Origin of the sequence: Peribacillus sp. S4 (genome assembly GCF_046715815.1) — a bacterium.
In the GTDB taxonomy this organism is placed as follows: domain Bacteria; phylum Bacillota; class Bacilli; order Bacillales; family DSM-1321; genus Peribacillus; species Peribacillus frigoritolerans.
Window position 1 is genome coordinate 322731 of the sequence record NZ_CP175708.1, and the last position, 14970, is coordinate 337700.

Sequence of the window (14970 nt, forward strand, 5' to 3'; positions counted from 1 at the left end):
GATGGAGGCTATGCAAGAGAAGGAAGGTAAGTGAATAGGTGATCTAATCCTATATGGAAACAGAAGAAAGGAAAAGGGAATCTTATCGCTATCCCTAACGACTTCTGGATAGGCTATACTTATCTAGACAGAAAATTTAAGGTCGGGTAGACTACAGATACAACTAGTTATAGAAAAGAGGTCCGATATGCGACGCGATATACAAATGAATGAACGAGCTTTCTCTTCCAAGGAAGTGGCAGAAGAAGTGGGGATTGCAACTCCCACTGTTCGAAAGTATGGTCAAATCTTAGAGCGGAATGGATATGAGTTTTTGAAAGATGGAGATCGGCGTATCTTTGTTAAATCTGACATCGGAGCGCTTATAGCGCTACGCGATACGGACAAGCCCCTAGACGATACAGCTAAAGACCTTGTGTATCAACAAAAAGAAAGATTAGAAGGAGCCAATGAAACACACATAGCGATACCCGATACATATGAAAATTCACCCCACGACCCCAATCAATTAAACGAGGTCTTAATGTTTTTAGTCAATGAACTCGCAGCCACACGTGAAATGAATGCCCAACTGACAAACGATATGTCACAGCTTAAAACAAAGGTTTCCCGGCTCCAGCAAGATCATCATGTTATAAGTTCTAGTATTGGAAATTCAGCGCAAAGAACTAATACTAAAATTGAACAATTAACTGAACAACAAAATACCCATTACGAAACATTGCTGGAACAAGAAAAACAAAAAAGTGAACTCTTACAAAAAGAAATACAAAATATGCGGGACGAACAGAAAAAAGAATGGAGTTCACAAAATGAATTTAATAAACGTTTAGAAGAGACTATACAAAAACGTTCCGAAAAATGGCGGGGACTTTTCTCCATATTCAGAAAATAAGGGATGAATGTTAAGGTTTTTTGCCTATGCGAATCCAAAAAACCTTAAAAAAATTCATAGTGCCATATATGATTCGCTTAGCTGAAAACAGAATGAAGAAAGAATATTTCAACTTTACAGGTTTGGCACCTGTTTTGTAAAAGCTCGGCGATACCAATGTATCGGACGTTCTACCAAAGGCAAGCGAAGGCTCAATTGAAATTTCATTGGAGCTTTGTTTAAGCGATATGCATCCAAAACAAAATGCACAATTTGAAGCAAGCAAAAAAGGCAGTTTAATGAAATGAGAGTTGAGACAGTTGAGAACTTGCATTCAAAAACAAGAGTCATCCTTAATAGAGGTGCTCCAGACAGGGATTGATCGGCTCTTTTTTGTGTGTTGCGTATCGCTGGGCGATATAACTTGCAAATAAATTCGAATCTTTAGGTTTAATAGAAAAGTGACGTTTGATGCAAACATGATATACATCCGAATGAACGAGTATTCTTTGTATTCTTTTCTAAGGAAGTGGCAGAAAATGTGGGGATGCATACCCACTGTTCAGAAGTATGGTCAAAACTTAGAACGAAACGGATATGATTTTTTAAGATGGTGGTTACCTATCTTTATTCAATCTGACATCGAAGCGCACATAGCGTTATACGATACGTGATAAGGGCATGTCCCTGGAGCGTACAGCTAGAGATCTTATGTATCTATAAAAAGGTAGATTAGAAGTAACCGATGAAACAGAGATAGCGATACCCGGTATAAAGACAAATTACCCCATAATTCCAAACAAATAAATGAGATTTTAAATGTTTTAACCAATGAACAACTCGCAGCTACGCTTGAAATGAACAATCCACTGACAAGGATATGGCTCAGCTTAAAACAACAGTTTCCCAGCTCCAGCAAGATCCATGGCCTCGATAGTGTTCCTCAAGAAAGGGGCTTATCGGTTCTTTTTTATGTTTCGTATCGGTGTGCGATATAACATGAAAATAAGTCCACAGATTCTTCCTCTTTAAATAGAAAGGGAAGTTCGATATGAAACAGGATTTACTTCTGAATGAATGAGCATCCTCTTCAAAGGAAATGGAAATGCAATATCAATGCTCGAAAGTATGTCTAAAACTTATAGCGAAATGAATAACCATTATTAAAATGTGGGGATTTACACACTTTCTTTCAATCCGACATCGAAACGCTTAAAGCGATACGCTATTCGGGGAACCCCCTAAACGATAGAGCTAAAGGCCCTTGTATCAAGAAAAAGAAAGATTAGAAGGAGCCAATGAAACAGAGATAGCGATACCCGATACATATGACAATTTAACCCATGTTCTCATTCAATTAAAAGAGAGCTTAATTTCTAACCAATAAGCTCGCAGCTATGGGTGAAATGAACATTTAACTGACAAACGATATGTCATAGCTTAAAACTGAACAACAAAAAAACCATTAAGAAACATTACTTCAATAAGAAAAAGGTTTCATTACTTTTTTTAGTCTCTTTGACTATATTGAGATGTTAAATAACAGTTTAAACCGAGGCAATCAAATCAATAGTAGAAATTCCTTTGTCCCAACTATTCAGAATCACTATTTTTCAAATTTCAACAATTTCCCGAGAAATAACTACAAATTCTGAGTAGATATCGACAAAATTAGAAGGTTCTAAAAGATGTAGTAAAACATTGGTGAAAATTATGACCAATTGAGTTAAAAACTTGATTGAAAACGTTTATGGGTATTGAGTATGGAGAAGTGACGAATTATTTCTCTTTTGAATGAAATCGTATGTGTTTGGGAAGCACACACCTTTCAGGATTAAAGAAATTTTCAACCAATACACTCGCTGCTCTACGCGTGAGGTGAACATTTAACTGACAAACGATATGTCATAACTTAAAACTGAACAAAAAAAACCATTAAGAAACATTACTTTAAAATTAGAAAAAGGTTTCTTAATGGTTTTTTTAGAGTCTTTTACGATATTGAGGTGTTAATACCAATTTAAACCGAGGCACTCAAATTAATAGTAGAAATTCTTTTGTTCTAACTATTTAGAATCACTATTTTCAAATTTCAACAATTTCCCGAGAAATAACTACAAATTCTGAGTAGATATCGACAAAATTAGAAGTCTCTAAAGGTGTAGTGAAACATTGGTGAAAATTATGACTAATTGAGTTTTTTTAACAAGGAAATCAGATAGGAGGCTTGGTTGATTGAGTTAAAAACTGATTGAAAACGTTTATGTGGTATTGATTATGGAGAAGTAGACGAATTATTTCTTTTTTGAATGAAAGCGTATGTGCTTGGGAAGAACACACCTTTCAGGATTAAAGAAATATAAAGGGGTGAATGAGGGACAACCTACGGATAGTATCGAAGGCAGCTAAATTGCCGCGAGTAGCAACCTGTGCTAGCTCAAACACCACAAAAAGACATAAAAGCAAGTCAAAGAGAACAAGGCTAATGCCGAAGACAAAAGGAGGTCCCAAGGCAAGGGATACAAATGTCTCGTAGCGAAGCCAAGCCAAAGCAGGTAAACAATGATAGCGTTTTTTATAGGTAAATGGGAGCCATCAAACTAAAATAAGGAAGGCAGCTAGATCCCCGCGAGTAGCAACCTATGCTAGTTGACAAGTACTATGCAATCTCTAATTGGTTTAGAAAATCCACTATATAGAACGTTACAAGCTTAGCATTTCTTTAACAGGTGCTTTTTTATGTTCATACTTAATAAACACTTCTTTTAAAAGGAGTGCCATCTTGTTATACAATTTCAGAGTGATAACTATCTGGTAATTTACTAAAATCTACATACTAAAGCCATCTAAACCTTGTTGGGTCAAAGTAAAAGAAACAATTGCCCAATTTTGAAGCTTTTTCGAAGTGGACAGCAATAACTTAATTGTTTTCCTTGTCCTCGGGTTTGTCCTCTTATTTGTTATTTTCATTATTCCAAAACAGTTGGAGTTAACCGCAGAAAAAAACTCACCCCCGAAACTTGTGTCTGGAGGTGAATTTTAAGGATTTAGAAAATATATTTGAAACTATTTGGAATTTTGGTATTGAAATCTAAAACTTAGTCTACTGTGAAATTATTTTTTATAGGTTCAATTATTAAGGGACTGAATTGTTCCTTTCTATTTTTGTATTGTTCGATTATCTTTTCATTATTTAGTTCAATTTCCCGGATCCCTTCCATAATATCGAGAGCTAGTGTATCGGAATCGGTTGAAACGACTAAATTCTCCAGCCCAAGGGACTGAAACAAATCAAATACTTTAAATCTGTATCCGAGGGCGATACAGGGGACATTTCCTGCTAAGGAAAGGATATTAGCGTGAAGTTTAAAGTTAATGCTCAAACTGCAGACAGAGAGTTTTTCAATAAGCTCTTCCTCTGAGTATAGTGATGGATCATAAGTCACATTCAACGGGTCATTCAATTTATCGTAAAGTCGTTTGGAGGCCTCCCGGTCACTGCCCCAGACAACGTACAATAAAATTTTATAACCTGACTTTATTAATTTTTTGGATACTTGAAGAAGCGCATTTTCAATAGCAGCTTCATCCTGGCCGTACAATCGGTTGAATGTTGTACCCCAGTTTATTGCTGCTATTTTTTCCTTTTTCCTAATCACTGCGGGCGGGTTAAGCAAGATACCGGGATCTCCAATCAGTTTAATTTTGTCACTGTTGATTCCAAATGTCTCTAGAACCTTCTTGGTAATAGGTCCCCTTACACCAACAAATGCTGCTTTTTCAAGGGTCTCACGAAACAAGATTATATCTTTTTCTGTAAAAGTCTTTTCTAATGATAGTGATTGTCCTGAGTTTATAATGTCCAGCTGTTCTTTAGTTATCCAGTCAAGGCCGCTACCCCATATAAAAACGTCTTTTCCAAGGTCTATTGCCTGTTTTAGTGCTGCCATATAACCGGGGAGTAATAGGGAACCGCCACCTAAGATAACTGTGTCATATTCTTCCGTATGATTGATATCCACGCCAGGCAGGGAAGGAACAATCTCAATCTTGGTAGAGTAATTATAGTGCGTGTTTAACTCTTTAAACACGTTCCATAATAACTCGTCCCCCAAGTTGCCAAAACCAATCCAGCCAATATATAATACTTTCTTCAATACACTCATCCCTTAATTAGAGTTTTATAACACTCGAGCAGATTGGCTACACTGAATTTAATATTAAACTTTTTTAACATCCATTCACGCGAAGCCGACCCTGCCTTTAATAGACGGTCAGATGGAGATAGTGAAGACCGAATGTCATTTGCCATTGTAAAGCGGCTGCAGGGTTTAAGAGAGCCATGGTCCCCAAAATAACAATGCCAAGCATCTTCAAAATTATGTTCTTCCACTAGACCGAAATATCCATGGCTTCCAGCCGCGATAACAGGTTTGCCGCAGGCCATAGCCTCCAGGGCGACCCTGCCCGTTCCAACCACACAGTCAGCCAATGAGTAATAATGCTGTAAATCAAGTCTTTCACCCACTAAATTGATGAAGTTATCTGTTGATGAGCGATGTATTGTATCCGTTATGTCTTTGATTTCTTTAAATCGAGGGCCGTCACCAACAACTACAACATATAAATTGGGAATGTCCGAAAGCTTTAAGTCTTTACAGGCTCTCAAAAAAATCATGCAGATGTTTGCCTTTGTCCATGCTATTCGGCTGCTGTATAAAAGAACAAATGAATCCTTTGGGATCCCAAGCTGGACTTTTAGATCGGAGGAGTCTGATGGGGAATATCGAGTGGTATCTATTCCGTTAGGGATGACAATCGTCGGTTGATCTGTAAGCTGCTGTATGAATTGCTGGATTGGCGGGCTTACACAGATGATTTTATTTGCCAGGGGCAGTACCCGCAATAGTTCGGATTTTGGATAATAAGTTCCATGCACTGTAAATATTGAAGGAATACCAAGCTCTTTTGCTGCATGGAAGGCTAAGAAAGCTGAAGGAGTTTGATGGCTATGAATAAGTGTTATTTTTTCAGTCATGATAATTTGTTTGATTTCTTTACATAACTTCTCCTGTAAATCCGCTGGAATTGGAAGAGAGTAGGGGAATGGGACTTGGTAAATGGGACATTGTAATCGCCTGAAGGATTGTAATAATGAACCACCCCTGCTTATGATGACAATCCCTATGCCTTTATTTATCATTTCCTCAGCCAGACTTAAAACATGTGTCTCGGTACCGCCCACATCAATTCCATCAAGTGTCATAAGAACACGCATGGTAGATTCACTCATATCTCTTTACTGCCTTCCCCAAAAAATTCGCGGGAACGCTGCATAGGATGGAGACGATAATAATAGAGTGCTTCTTTTAAATTTTCGATCTGGTAATTGGAGTTCAGACATTTTGCAATAAATTCATAGTCTTCAGCACCCTTTATCCTTCTGGTCGGGCCACCTAACTCATCAAAAATCACACCGCGGAATAAAATCGTTCCATGACAAATACAATGCCCTCCATTCCAATACACTTCCTTTATATCCTGACCGTACTTAAGCCAGTGTACATTATTCTGCTTTTCAAATTCACCATCTGCAAAGACTTTATAGTTTGTCCCAATCAACACATGGTCTGGATTCATTTTTAAGAAGTTCACTTGTTGTTCAATCCGGTTTGGATGAGATAGGTCATCACCATCCTGTACAGCAATATACTCACCAGAAGATAAATAATAACCAGTATTCAATGCCCCTGAAAAACCAACATTCCTGGGCAGGTCCACCACTACAACTGGGAATGAAGGATTGGATTTTTTGATCCAGTTATCAATCATTTCAGCAGTGTGATCAGTAGAATAATCATTTACTATAATAAGTTCTATATTCTTATAAGTTTGGTTAAGTATACTATTTAAACAGTCATCAACATATGGGGCTACATTATGACAAGTCATGACCACACTTACTAACCCGGGAAATCTTTCGTATAACATTTTTCATCACCTCGGACATACTATATGTGAAATTGGTATCAAAGGTGAAACTTATCAAGCAAAATAATTAAATTGGTAGTTCTACCTTTCTTCAAAATATTCTATTTAGTTGTGTCAATAACTTGTCTACTGCATATCCTTTAGAGTGCAAGAAAAGTTTTAGAACATGGAAAGGATGAAAAGCGTGCTATATACAGATTTAATCTTAGGGCATTTTCGGTCATTAAAAGAGGCCCTTAAAGGTTTGGTCAATAGAAATATTATCATCACAACACATTTCTCGGGAGTAACAGGACAATTGATTAAAGTAAAGGATGACTATGCCGTATTGCGAGAAACGGGCAATAGCTTAGTATACATCCCGATTAGAAGTATAGAACTGGTAACACTCGTAGAGGAGGAAGAAATATAATGTATGAAGTGCTGAACAATCTAATCACTCACAATATACAAGTGGCGACAGACACTACTTTAGTGGAAGGTCTATTGGTGAAGAGCCAATCTGGTTTGATTGAAATCGTTGAATCGATAACAGGGTATGAAAATCAAACAAGGCTTGTCATTATACCGATAGTTTCCATTAATTTTGTGAGAGTTGAAGCTTAGAATAAAAGATATGCCTTCTATAAGCTTTCCTACTTTCCCACATAAACCTCAATGTGTATATAAGATAAAAACCTGGTCCTAACTTTACTAGTGGTGGGTTTCATATAAGATTCACCTTGCATTTTTCAGATGAAACCGAAGGGGAATTTGATTGTGAAAAGGAAGGTGATGAAGGACTGGGAATGTGTCACTGACATTTTCTCATTTTTTTGTATATCGCCATTGTTGATTTGGCGATCCAGACGAGGGGGAGTGTGGACTGTTTGCAGCTGCACTCCGTTTTCCATTACTTCCTTTTAAATTATCAATTGAATGTGCGGCATGAGGTAATCATCGATTGAACCCGTAATATAGGGGTCTGTAAGGTGGAGATTAGTGAAATGCTACCTTTCAGTTTTTGAATCAATCTTATTTCACCATGGAGGAGACCTTTCGTAAGTTCACTGAACTTTTGGGAGGTCTTTTCTTCGATATTTTTTGTTCAAACGTAATACTTTATGGACTTAATTTCTAATTTACATATCTAAAACAGCTGGAAAACAGGGAAAAGGAATATGGACGGTTCCCAGGAATTAATGATTTATTGATGAAGATAATCAGGGTCATAACTTTGTTTTTATTAAACCGCTGGCGAAGTCCAGGGACGCGATGGAGTATCGTAATAATCATTCAAGAATTTAAAGGAAAAAACCCATATAACACATATATATTTCGGCGTTCTCAGCAAGAGCGTTTGGGACATTCACAAATCTATACAACGATTAAATGTCCACCTTCCGATGTCTTCTACGTATAAATAATTATATCGGAATAATATTGTAGGTTTTATCCTCTTATAAGGGTAAGAGGATTGCAACTGATGATTGTGTTATCAAAAAACAGGTGAATGATAATTATTTCTTCACGACGGAATGTAATTCATTTTGTTCAAGTTCCTTACTTTCACGAACAATACCGGTTTTAAAAGGGGGCGAACGTGTAAATATTCGGAGTAGCATCATCATTCATGGCTGAAAAGGATATTGCGGGTCTACGTATCTACATATGATTTCTTATAAACATAATTATATTTTTTTAGAGTTTCGACATTATATTGACAATAATATAGTTACTCATTACAATTGAAAATAATTCTCAATATGGTACAGGGGGCACCAATGGTTATGTCAAAACGAAGAAACAGCAAAAAAGTGTTATTTATATCGGCAATCGTTTTAATTCTATCAACGCTTTTACTTGGATGTACAAATGAATCAAAAGAAAATTCAACTTCAAACAAAGACAGTAAAGACATGCTTACTTTGGCTTGGCCGAGGGATATAGGTGAAATGAATCCGCATGTCTATAATCCTTCTCAATTATTCGCTACATCAATGATATATGAACCTTTGGTCAGCTACCAAGATGGAGGTAAGCTGAAACCGCATTTAGCTGAATCTTGGGAAATTTCCAAGGATGGGAAGGAATATACGTTCCACCTCCGTCAAGATGTGAAATTTTCTGACGGTACAAGTTTTAATGCTGAAATTGTGAAAAAGAACTTTGATACTATATTGAAAAATGTTGATTTACATAGTTGGTTGGGCTTTATTACGAAAGTGGATCAAACGGAAGTAATTGACCAAAACACATTTAAACTAACATTAAAGGAGCCATATTATCCTACTATTCAAGAGTTAGCCGTTGTTCGTCCAGTCCGATTCTTAGGTGATGCTGGATTCCCTAAAGATGGTGACACTTCTAAAGGTGTTACAAAACCAGTCGGTACAGGCCCATGGGTTTTGGAAGAATATAAAGCAGATGAATATGCTATTTTCAAACGCAATGAAAATTATTGGGGTGAACTCCCTAAAGTTAAGAAAATCAAAGTCAAGGTCATTCCTGATGCGGAAACCCGTGTTCTTGCTTTTGAAAAAGGTGACCTGGACCTAATTTATGGTGAAGGTGCTATCAGTCTGGATGCTTTCAAACAATTAGAAACAACAGGTAACTATGAGACTAGTATTTCTGATCCGGTTGCGACAAGACAACTAGTTATGAATACGAAGAAAGAACAACTTTCAGATTTACGTGTTCGTCAAGCGTTACAATATGGATTTAATAAAAAAGCAATGGTTGACGGAGTTACTTCAGGTTTGGAAGAGAAGGCAGATTTCATTTTACCGACAAACTTCCCGTATACTTCAGACATTGATGTAACACCGATTGATTATAATGTCGAAAAAGCAAAAGCTTTATTAGATGAAGCGGGATGGAAGCTTCCAAAAGGAAAAAACGTTCGTGAGAAAGACGGAAAGCCGCTTGAAATCGAGTTAATGTACGACTCTGCAGAATCGATTCAAAAAGCAATGGCCGAAACATTACAATCTGAGTGGGCGGCACTGGGTGTTAAATTGAATATCGTTGGAGTTGAGCTTACGGTACAAATTGAAAGATTCAAAGCTAATGATTTTGAATTGAATTTCTTTAGTAACTATGGCGCTCCATATGATCCACATACTTTCGTAAATGTCGTTGGTTCAAAAGGATTTGGCTTTAACGAAGCCATTTCATCTTATCCGAACAGAGATGAGTTGTTAAAACAAATTGCAGATGTTCCTAGAACAACAGATGAAAAAGAACGTCAAGAACTTTACTCAACTATTTTGGGATCACTGCAAGACCAAGGAGCGATTGTGCCCATTTCATATATTAAGAAAATAGCTGTTTACCAAAAAGATGTATCTAATTTTACATTCCCTGCTAACAGGGATGAACATCCATTCACAGGAATTAGCATCGAGAAGTAAGTTACAGGAGGGTTTTCATGGGCACTTATATCTTGAAACGAATTATGGCCATTATTCCCATCTTTCTCTTGGCCACTCTTCTTACGTTTGGAATGATTCACCTTTCACCAGTGGACCCAGCTGAGGCATATTTATCTGCAGCACATATCCAATCTACAGATGAGATATTGGCTCAGAAAAGACATGAGTTTGGCTTAGATCAACCCCTCCATGTTCAATATGTAAATTCTATTATTAAGATATGCCAATTTGATTTTGGCATATCTTATCTTTCGAATAAACCTGTTTGGGAAGAGGTAACCTATCGAATGCCAGCGACCATTCAGTTAGCTTTAGGTAGCATCATATTAGCTATCCTGGTCAGTGTCCCTCTTGGATTTTTGGCAGGCATAAAGAAAAACAGTGGTATTGACCATTTTAGTCGCCTTCTCTCTTTTTTCGGGGCGTCCATCCCTTCTTTTTGGCTTGGTTATTTATTGATTTTTTTCTTTTCTGTTAAACTCGACCTATTTCCTGTCGAAGGAATCGGGACTTGGCAACATCTGGTTCTTCCTTCCGTTACTTTAGCTTTGCCATTAATAGCTTTGTATACTCGACTATTACGTGCTAGCGTTCTTGAAAATTTACAGGAACCTTATGTCCTTTTTGCTCGCACAAGAGGGATTCATGAAAAAGTCATTATGGGAAAACATGTATTGAGAATAGCCATATCCCCCATGATTACTGGACTGGGGATGAATTTAGGAAAGCTGCTGACCGGAACCATTATCGTCGAAGCGGTCTTTTCCTGGCCAGGATTCGGTCGTTATTTCATTGAAGCTATTTTTAATCGGGATGTTCCTGTCATTCAATGCTATGTGCTTTTAGCTGCGGGACTATTCATTTTTAGCAACTTGATTGTTGACCTAATCCAAATGTGTATCGACCCACGCATCTCCAGAAAAGGAGGGCAACGTCAATGATAACAAGTCTTCGTATTATGATGAGAAGTCAGAAAGTGATTGTCCTTTGTTCAATAATATTAAGCTTCCTATTTATCATCACCATCTTGGCTCCTTGGATTGCACCTAATGATCCTATTGCTGTCAATTTAGCTAATAAACTACAGCCATCTTCCTTTGAGTATCCATTGGGAACGGATCATTTAGGAAGATGTACGTTATCACGCATCTTATATGGAGCTCGCATTTCGTTAGGATTTGCTACATTAATCTTTATTTCATCTTTAGGCATCGGTTTGATTGTCGGAACCATTGCTGGTTATAAAGGCGGATGGGTGGACCAGATGCTAATGAGACTGTGTGATGGTGTTATGGCATTTCCGAACCTTTTGCTCATTCTTGGACTTGTTGGTATATTGGGACCTGGCCTTAAACAGGTCATCATAGCATTGATGCTTGTGCAATGGGTGTATTATGCGAGAATTTTCCGAGGAATGGTACTTAGTCTAAAAGAACAAAACTATATAGCGGCAGCTAAAATAAGCGGTTCTTCTCAATGGAAGATAATAAAGAAACATATTATTCCAAATGTTCTTCCACCGCTCGCTGTTATGGGTACATTAGAAATGGGTTGGGCCATCATGGATATATCGGCCATGTCGTTTCTAGGTTTGGGCGTGCAGCCTCCTACACCAGAATGGGGAGCAATGATTCATGAAGGGAAATCCTATATTCGGACGAATCCAGAATTAATGCTATATCCAGGTTTGATGATTATGCTTGTTGTCGTCACCTTCAATTTATTAGGCGAAGCGCTATCAGAACGTTTTGGAGTCAAACGTCGTTAATAAAAAGGAATGAGAAGATTGAGAACAGAACGGTCGAATGTATTAACAGTGAGCGATCTACATGTAAAAGTACAAACAAAGGAAGGTGCATCCACCCTCGTTCAAGACATTAATTTCGAACTGGAAAAAGGGAAGGTATTGGGCCTTGTTGGGGAAAGCGGAAGTGGCAAAACAGTTACGAGTATGTCCATTCTACAGCTTCTTGATCGGAAAACAACTACAATTGAAGGGAGCATTACCCTTCAAGGACGAGAATTAAATGGTTTGAACGATAAAGAAATTCGTGGAATTCGCGGCAAGGATATTGCCTTTATTATGCAAAATCCGATGAATTCATTTACGCCTGTTTTTACGATTGGCAATCAATTTGTCGAAACGATTAGGTCTCATACCGCATTGAATAAAAAACAAGCAAAAGAGCTTGCCATCGAAGCGATGCAAAATGTAAACCTGCCAAACCCCGCGAAACTATTAAAAAGCTATCCTTTTCAACTGAGTGGAGGTATGCTTCAACGCGTGATGATTGCGATGGCTGCATGTTTACAGCCTTCCGTTATTATTGCCGATGAGCCGACGACTGCACTCGACGTACATAACCAATTACAGGTACTTCGCCACTTGGATAAAATCCGTTCTGAATATGGAACATCCATTTTACTCATTTCTCATGATCTTGGCGTCATTTCTGAAATGGCAGATGATGTAGTCGTTATGCAACATGGCAGAATTGTAGAAACAGCAAATGTGTATGAACTATTTGATAATCCGCAGCATGAATACACAAAGAAACTGCTAAATGCCCGCCTTAGCATTAAACATGAAGAGCCTATCACCCATATGTTGTGATATATGGACTGCATTTTTTTGAGGGGTGAACAAATGAGTTTATTACAAGTAAAAGCAGTAACTCATAGCTATAATGCTCATACGTTTTTAAAATGGAAAGAGCCTTCTAAAAAAGTACTCACTGACATTTCCCTCTCCATTGACGAAGGAACATGTTTAGGGCTGCTTGGTACGAGTGGAGCTGGAAAAAGTACATTAGGAAAAGTGATCCTTGGCTTAGAACGTCCACAGCAAGGACAGGTTCTGTTTCAAGGGCATGATATCTATACTGCTGATAAGCTTACTCGACAAAAGATACGCCGAGATCTACAGGTCGTCTTTCAGGATTCATATTCAGCTGTCAATCCACGAATGACCGCCGAAAGTATTGTAGGCGAGCCATTGGAAAACTATGAAAAATTAACCGTAGCCGAACAAAAAAGAACGGTTATTGAGTTATTGGAAAGAGTGGGCCTAAGTGAAAAGGATTTAAAAAAATACCCACACCAATTTAGCGGTGGACAATTGCAAAGAATTAATATTGCTAGAGCAATTTCTCTTAAGCCACTGTTAATCGTCTTGGATGAATCCGTAAGCAGTCTGGATATGGTTAATCAAACACTGATTTTAGAATTATTAAGTGAGTTGAAAAAAGACTTCGGCTTATCTTATCTTTTTATTACACATGATATTAAAGCGGCTTATTCAATCTCTGATACTTTGGGTGTACTGGAAAAAGGGGAATTAATCGAGCATTACAATTCTAAAGATCAGTTTTTTTCGTCAGAACATCCTGTCGTTAAACAGATGAGAAGTTCTATACTCGCTGAGCATCCGCGTTTTCGTTCTCTGCCAATGAGGATTAACAAGTCCTAGTTTAGAATATATCTTTGCCGGTTTCCGTTTGGAAATCGAGGCCCTTGTTTATCTCATATTTGGGGAGTTGCAATAGCATACTTTATACTGGTTATTCGTTTTTTACGATTTAGCGATGTGGGCGTTTCGTTATTATGACTAACGTTGAATATCTTGCTGCCATCTGGCAGCTCTTTTTGTTTATGCAACTAAAGGAGAAGTGGTTGCACAAGCTATCGAGCGTTTCTCTGTAATGGGGAATGCCTTTTATTTTGTCTGAATAAATGTATAAACAATAATAATGTAATTAAATTCAATAATATTTTATTGTGAAACAATAAAAAACGTGTTAAATTCAAATTGACAATAATTAAATGAGGTGCTTTTCATGAAACGAAGTTCAACACTCTTCTTAAAGGTAGCTGTCATTTTTATCGGCATTCCGGTTCTTGCTTTGTGTCTATTTTTGTTGCCTCAGATAGCGAATGAAGCAAATGAAGCAGCAGAAAGAGGTTCAGATTTGGCTTATATGGTATATGGCCTATTAATGGTTATGTATGTGTCGGCAATCCCATTTTACTTCGCTTTGTATCAATCGTTTAACCTATTAAGCTATATTGACAAGAATCAAGCTTTCTCGGAATTATCTGTAAGAGCGCTAAAGAAAATCAAAAAATGTGCCATCATAATCAGTGGCTTGTATATGGTGGCCCTGCCATTCGTCTATATCATGGCGGAGGTAGATGACGCACCGGGTCTCGTACTAATCGGAATGGTCATGATTTTTGCCCCCATGGTGATTGCTGTCTTTGCGGCTGTCCTTCAAAGACTTTTACAAGAAGCCATCGATATAAAATCAGAGAATGACTTAATAGTCTGAGGTGAATAACATGGCAATAATAATCAATATTGATGTGATGCTGGCTAAAAGGAAAATGAGCGTAACGGAACTTTCGGAAAGGGTTGGAATAACGATGGCTAACCTTTCTATATTGAAAAATGGAAAAGCAAAAGCGATTCGACTATCCACGTTAGAAGCGATTTGTAAGGCTTTGGACTGTCAGCCGGGAGATCTTTTGGAATACAAAAGTGAAGAGGGAACTCAAGGAGAATAGATCATTTAGGTAGGCTGCTGCGGCAGCTTTTTCTTATGGAACTGACGGGGTGGAATAGTTGAATAGTGGTCTTTCTTCAACTATTGGGCCTGATTTTTTTTTCTGTTTTTAGAGAAATGGAATTTA

General features: G+C 37.7%; 13 protein-coding genes. 10 read left to right on the forward strand and 3 right to left on the reverse strand.

Annotation, left to right across the window (positions count from 1 at the left end; genetic code table 11):
* Positions 1-187 precede the first annotated feature (187 nt).
* The gene (locus ACJ9PY_RS01705; protein WP_063574467.1) at positions 188-895 is read left to right on the forward strand and encodes a hypothetical protein; all 708 of its coding nucleotides are present in this window, start codon (positions 188-190) and stop codon (positions 893-895) included.
* 3077 nt (positions 896-3972) lie between these two features.
* Here the strand turns inward: ACJ9PY_RS01705 and ACJ9PY_RS01710 are convergent.
* Genes ACJ9PY_RS01710 through ACJ9PY_RS01720 form a run of 3 tightly spaced genes read right to left on the reverse strand, consistent with a single transcriptional unit; the run spans position 3973 to position 6865 of the window.
* A complete protein-coding gene (locus ACJ9PY_RS01710; protein ID WP_411739382.1) occupies positions 3973-5031 on the reverse strand; it encodes a polysaccharide pyruvyl transferase family protein in 1059 nt (352 codons plus the stop codon).
* A 5-nt stretch (positions 5032-5036) separates the two neighbouring features.
* On the reverse strand, positions 5037-6167 hold the full coding sequence (locus ACJ9PY_RS01715; protein ID WP_411739383.1) for a glycosyltransferase: 1131 nt from the start codon (positions 6165-6167) through the stop codon (positions 5037-5039).
* Complete coding sequence (locus tag ACJ9PY_RS01720; RefSeq protein ID WP_411739384.1) at positions 6164-6865, reverse strand: glycosyltransferase family 2 protein; 702 nt, start codon at positions 6863-6865, stop codon at positions 6164-6166. Before ACJ9PY_RS01720 ends, ACJ9PY_RS01715 begins: the two co-directional genes overlap by 4 nt.
* Before the next feature lie 184 nt (positions 6866-7049).
* On the opposite strand from ACJ9PY_RS01720, the gene ACJ9PY_RS01725 reads away from it, so the two are divergent.
* From ACJ9PY_RS01725 to ACJ9PY_RS01765, 9 genes are all read left to right on the forward strand, one after another.
* Positions 7050-7277, forward strand: coding sequence for a DUF2642 domain-containing protein (locus ACJ9PY_RS01725; RefSeq protein ID WP_162604539.1), 228 nt, complete (start codon positions 7050-7052; stop codon positions 7275-7277).
* Positions 7277-7471 carry a hypothetical protein gene (locus ACJ9PY_RS01730; protein ID WP_098865399.1) on the forward strand — a complete coding sequence of 65 codons (195 nt, stop codon included), beginning with the start codon at positions 7277-7279 and terminating at the stop codon, positions 7469-7471. Before ACJ9PY_RS01725 ends, ACJ9PY_RS01730 begins: the two co-directional genes overlap by 1 nt.
* A gap of 1163 nt (positions 7472-8634) precedes the next feature.
* On the forward strand, positions 8635-10260 hold the full coding sequence (nikA, locus tag ACJ9PY_RS01735; RefSeq protein WP_187050361.1) for a nickel ABC transporter substrate-binding protein: 1626 nt from the start codon (positions 8635-8637) through the stop codon (positions 10258-10260).
* A gap of 17 nt (positions 10261-10277) precedes the next feature.
* Complete coding sequence (gene nikB / locus ACJ9PY_RS01740; protein ID WP_057276529.1) at positions 10278-11222, forward strand: nickel ABC transporter permease subunit NikB; 945 nt, start codon at positions 10278-10280, stop codon at positions 11220-11222.
* Positions 11219-12049 (forward strand): nickel ABC transporter permease subunit NikC, encoded by an 831-nt coding sequence (gene nikC / locus ACJ9PY_RS01745; RefSeq protein ID WP_063574463.1) that lies wholly within the window; start codon positions 11219-11221, stop codon positions 12047-12049. Before nikB ends, nikC begins: the two co-directional genes overlap by 4 nt.
* An 18-nt stretch (positions 12050-12067) precedes the next feature.
* Entirely contained in the window at positions 12068-12895 is an 828-nt protein-coding gene (gene nikD, locus ACJ9PY_RS01750) for a nickel import ATP-binding protein NikD (protein WP_063574462.1), read from the forward strand.
* 33 nt (positions 12896-12928) lie between these two features.
* The gene (gene nikE, locus ACJ9PY_RS01755) at positions 12929-13750 is read left to right on the forward strand and encodes a nickel import ATP-binding protein NikE (protein ID WP_268563553.1); all 822 of its coding nucleotides are present in this window, start codon (positions 12929-12931) and stop codon (positions 13748-13750) included.
* A 367-nt stretch (positions 13751-14117) separates the two neighbouring features.
* Positions 14118-14609, forward strand: a complete 492-nt coding sequence (locus ACJ9PY_RS01760) for a DUF2975 domain-containing protein (protein WP_063595403.1) — start codon at positions 14118-14120, stop codon at positions 14607-14609.
* Between the two features lie 10 nt (positions 14610-14619).
* Positions 14620-14844, forward strand: coding sequence for a helix-turn-helix domain-containing protein (locus tag ACJ9PY_RS01765; protein ID WP_057276524.1), 225 nt, complete (start codon positions 14620-14622; stop codon positions 14842-14844).
* The last annotated feature ends 126 nt before the right edge of the window (positions 14845-14970 follow it).

Coding starts and splice junctions, on each gene's coding strand:
- ACJ9PY_RS01705 (WP_063574467.1), top strand. CDS start 188: ATGCGACGCGATATACAAATGAATGAACGAGCTTTCTCTTCCAAGGAA.
- ACJ9PY_RS01715 (WP_411739383.1), bottom strand. CDS start 6,167: ATGAGTGAATCTACCATGCGTGTTCTTATGACACTTGATGGAATTGAT.
- ACJ9PY_RS01720 (WP_411739384.1), bottom strand. CDS start 6,865: ATGTTATACGAAAGATTTCCCGGGTTAGTAAGTGTGGTCATGACTTGT.
- ACJ9PY_RS01730 (WP_098865399.1), top strand. CDS start 7,277: ATGTATGAAGTGCTGAACAATCTAATCACTCACAATATACAAGTGGCG.
- nikA (WP_187050361.1), top strand. CDS start 8,635: ATGTCAAAACGAAGAAACAGCAAAAAAGTGTTATTTATATCGGCAATC.
- nikB (WP_057276529.1), top strand. CDS start 10,278: ATGGGCACTTATATCTTGAAACGAATTATGGCCATTATTCCCATCTTT.
- nikC (WP_063574463.1), top strand. CDS start 11,219: ATGATAACAAGTCTTCGTATTATGATGAGAAGTCAGAAAGTGATTGTC.
- nikE (WP_268563553.1), top strand. CDS start 12,929: ATGAGTTTATTACAAGTAAAAGCAGTAACTCATAGCTATAATGCTCAT.
- ACJ9PY_RS01760 (WP_063595403.1), top strand. CDS start 14,118: ATGAAACGAAGTTCAACACTCTTCTTAAAGGTAGCTGTCATTTTTATC.
- ACJ9PY_RS01765 (WP_057276524.1), top strand. CDS start 14,620: ATGGCAATAATAATCAATATTGATGTGATGCTGGCTAAAAGGAAAATG.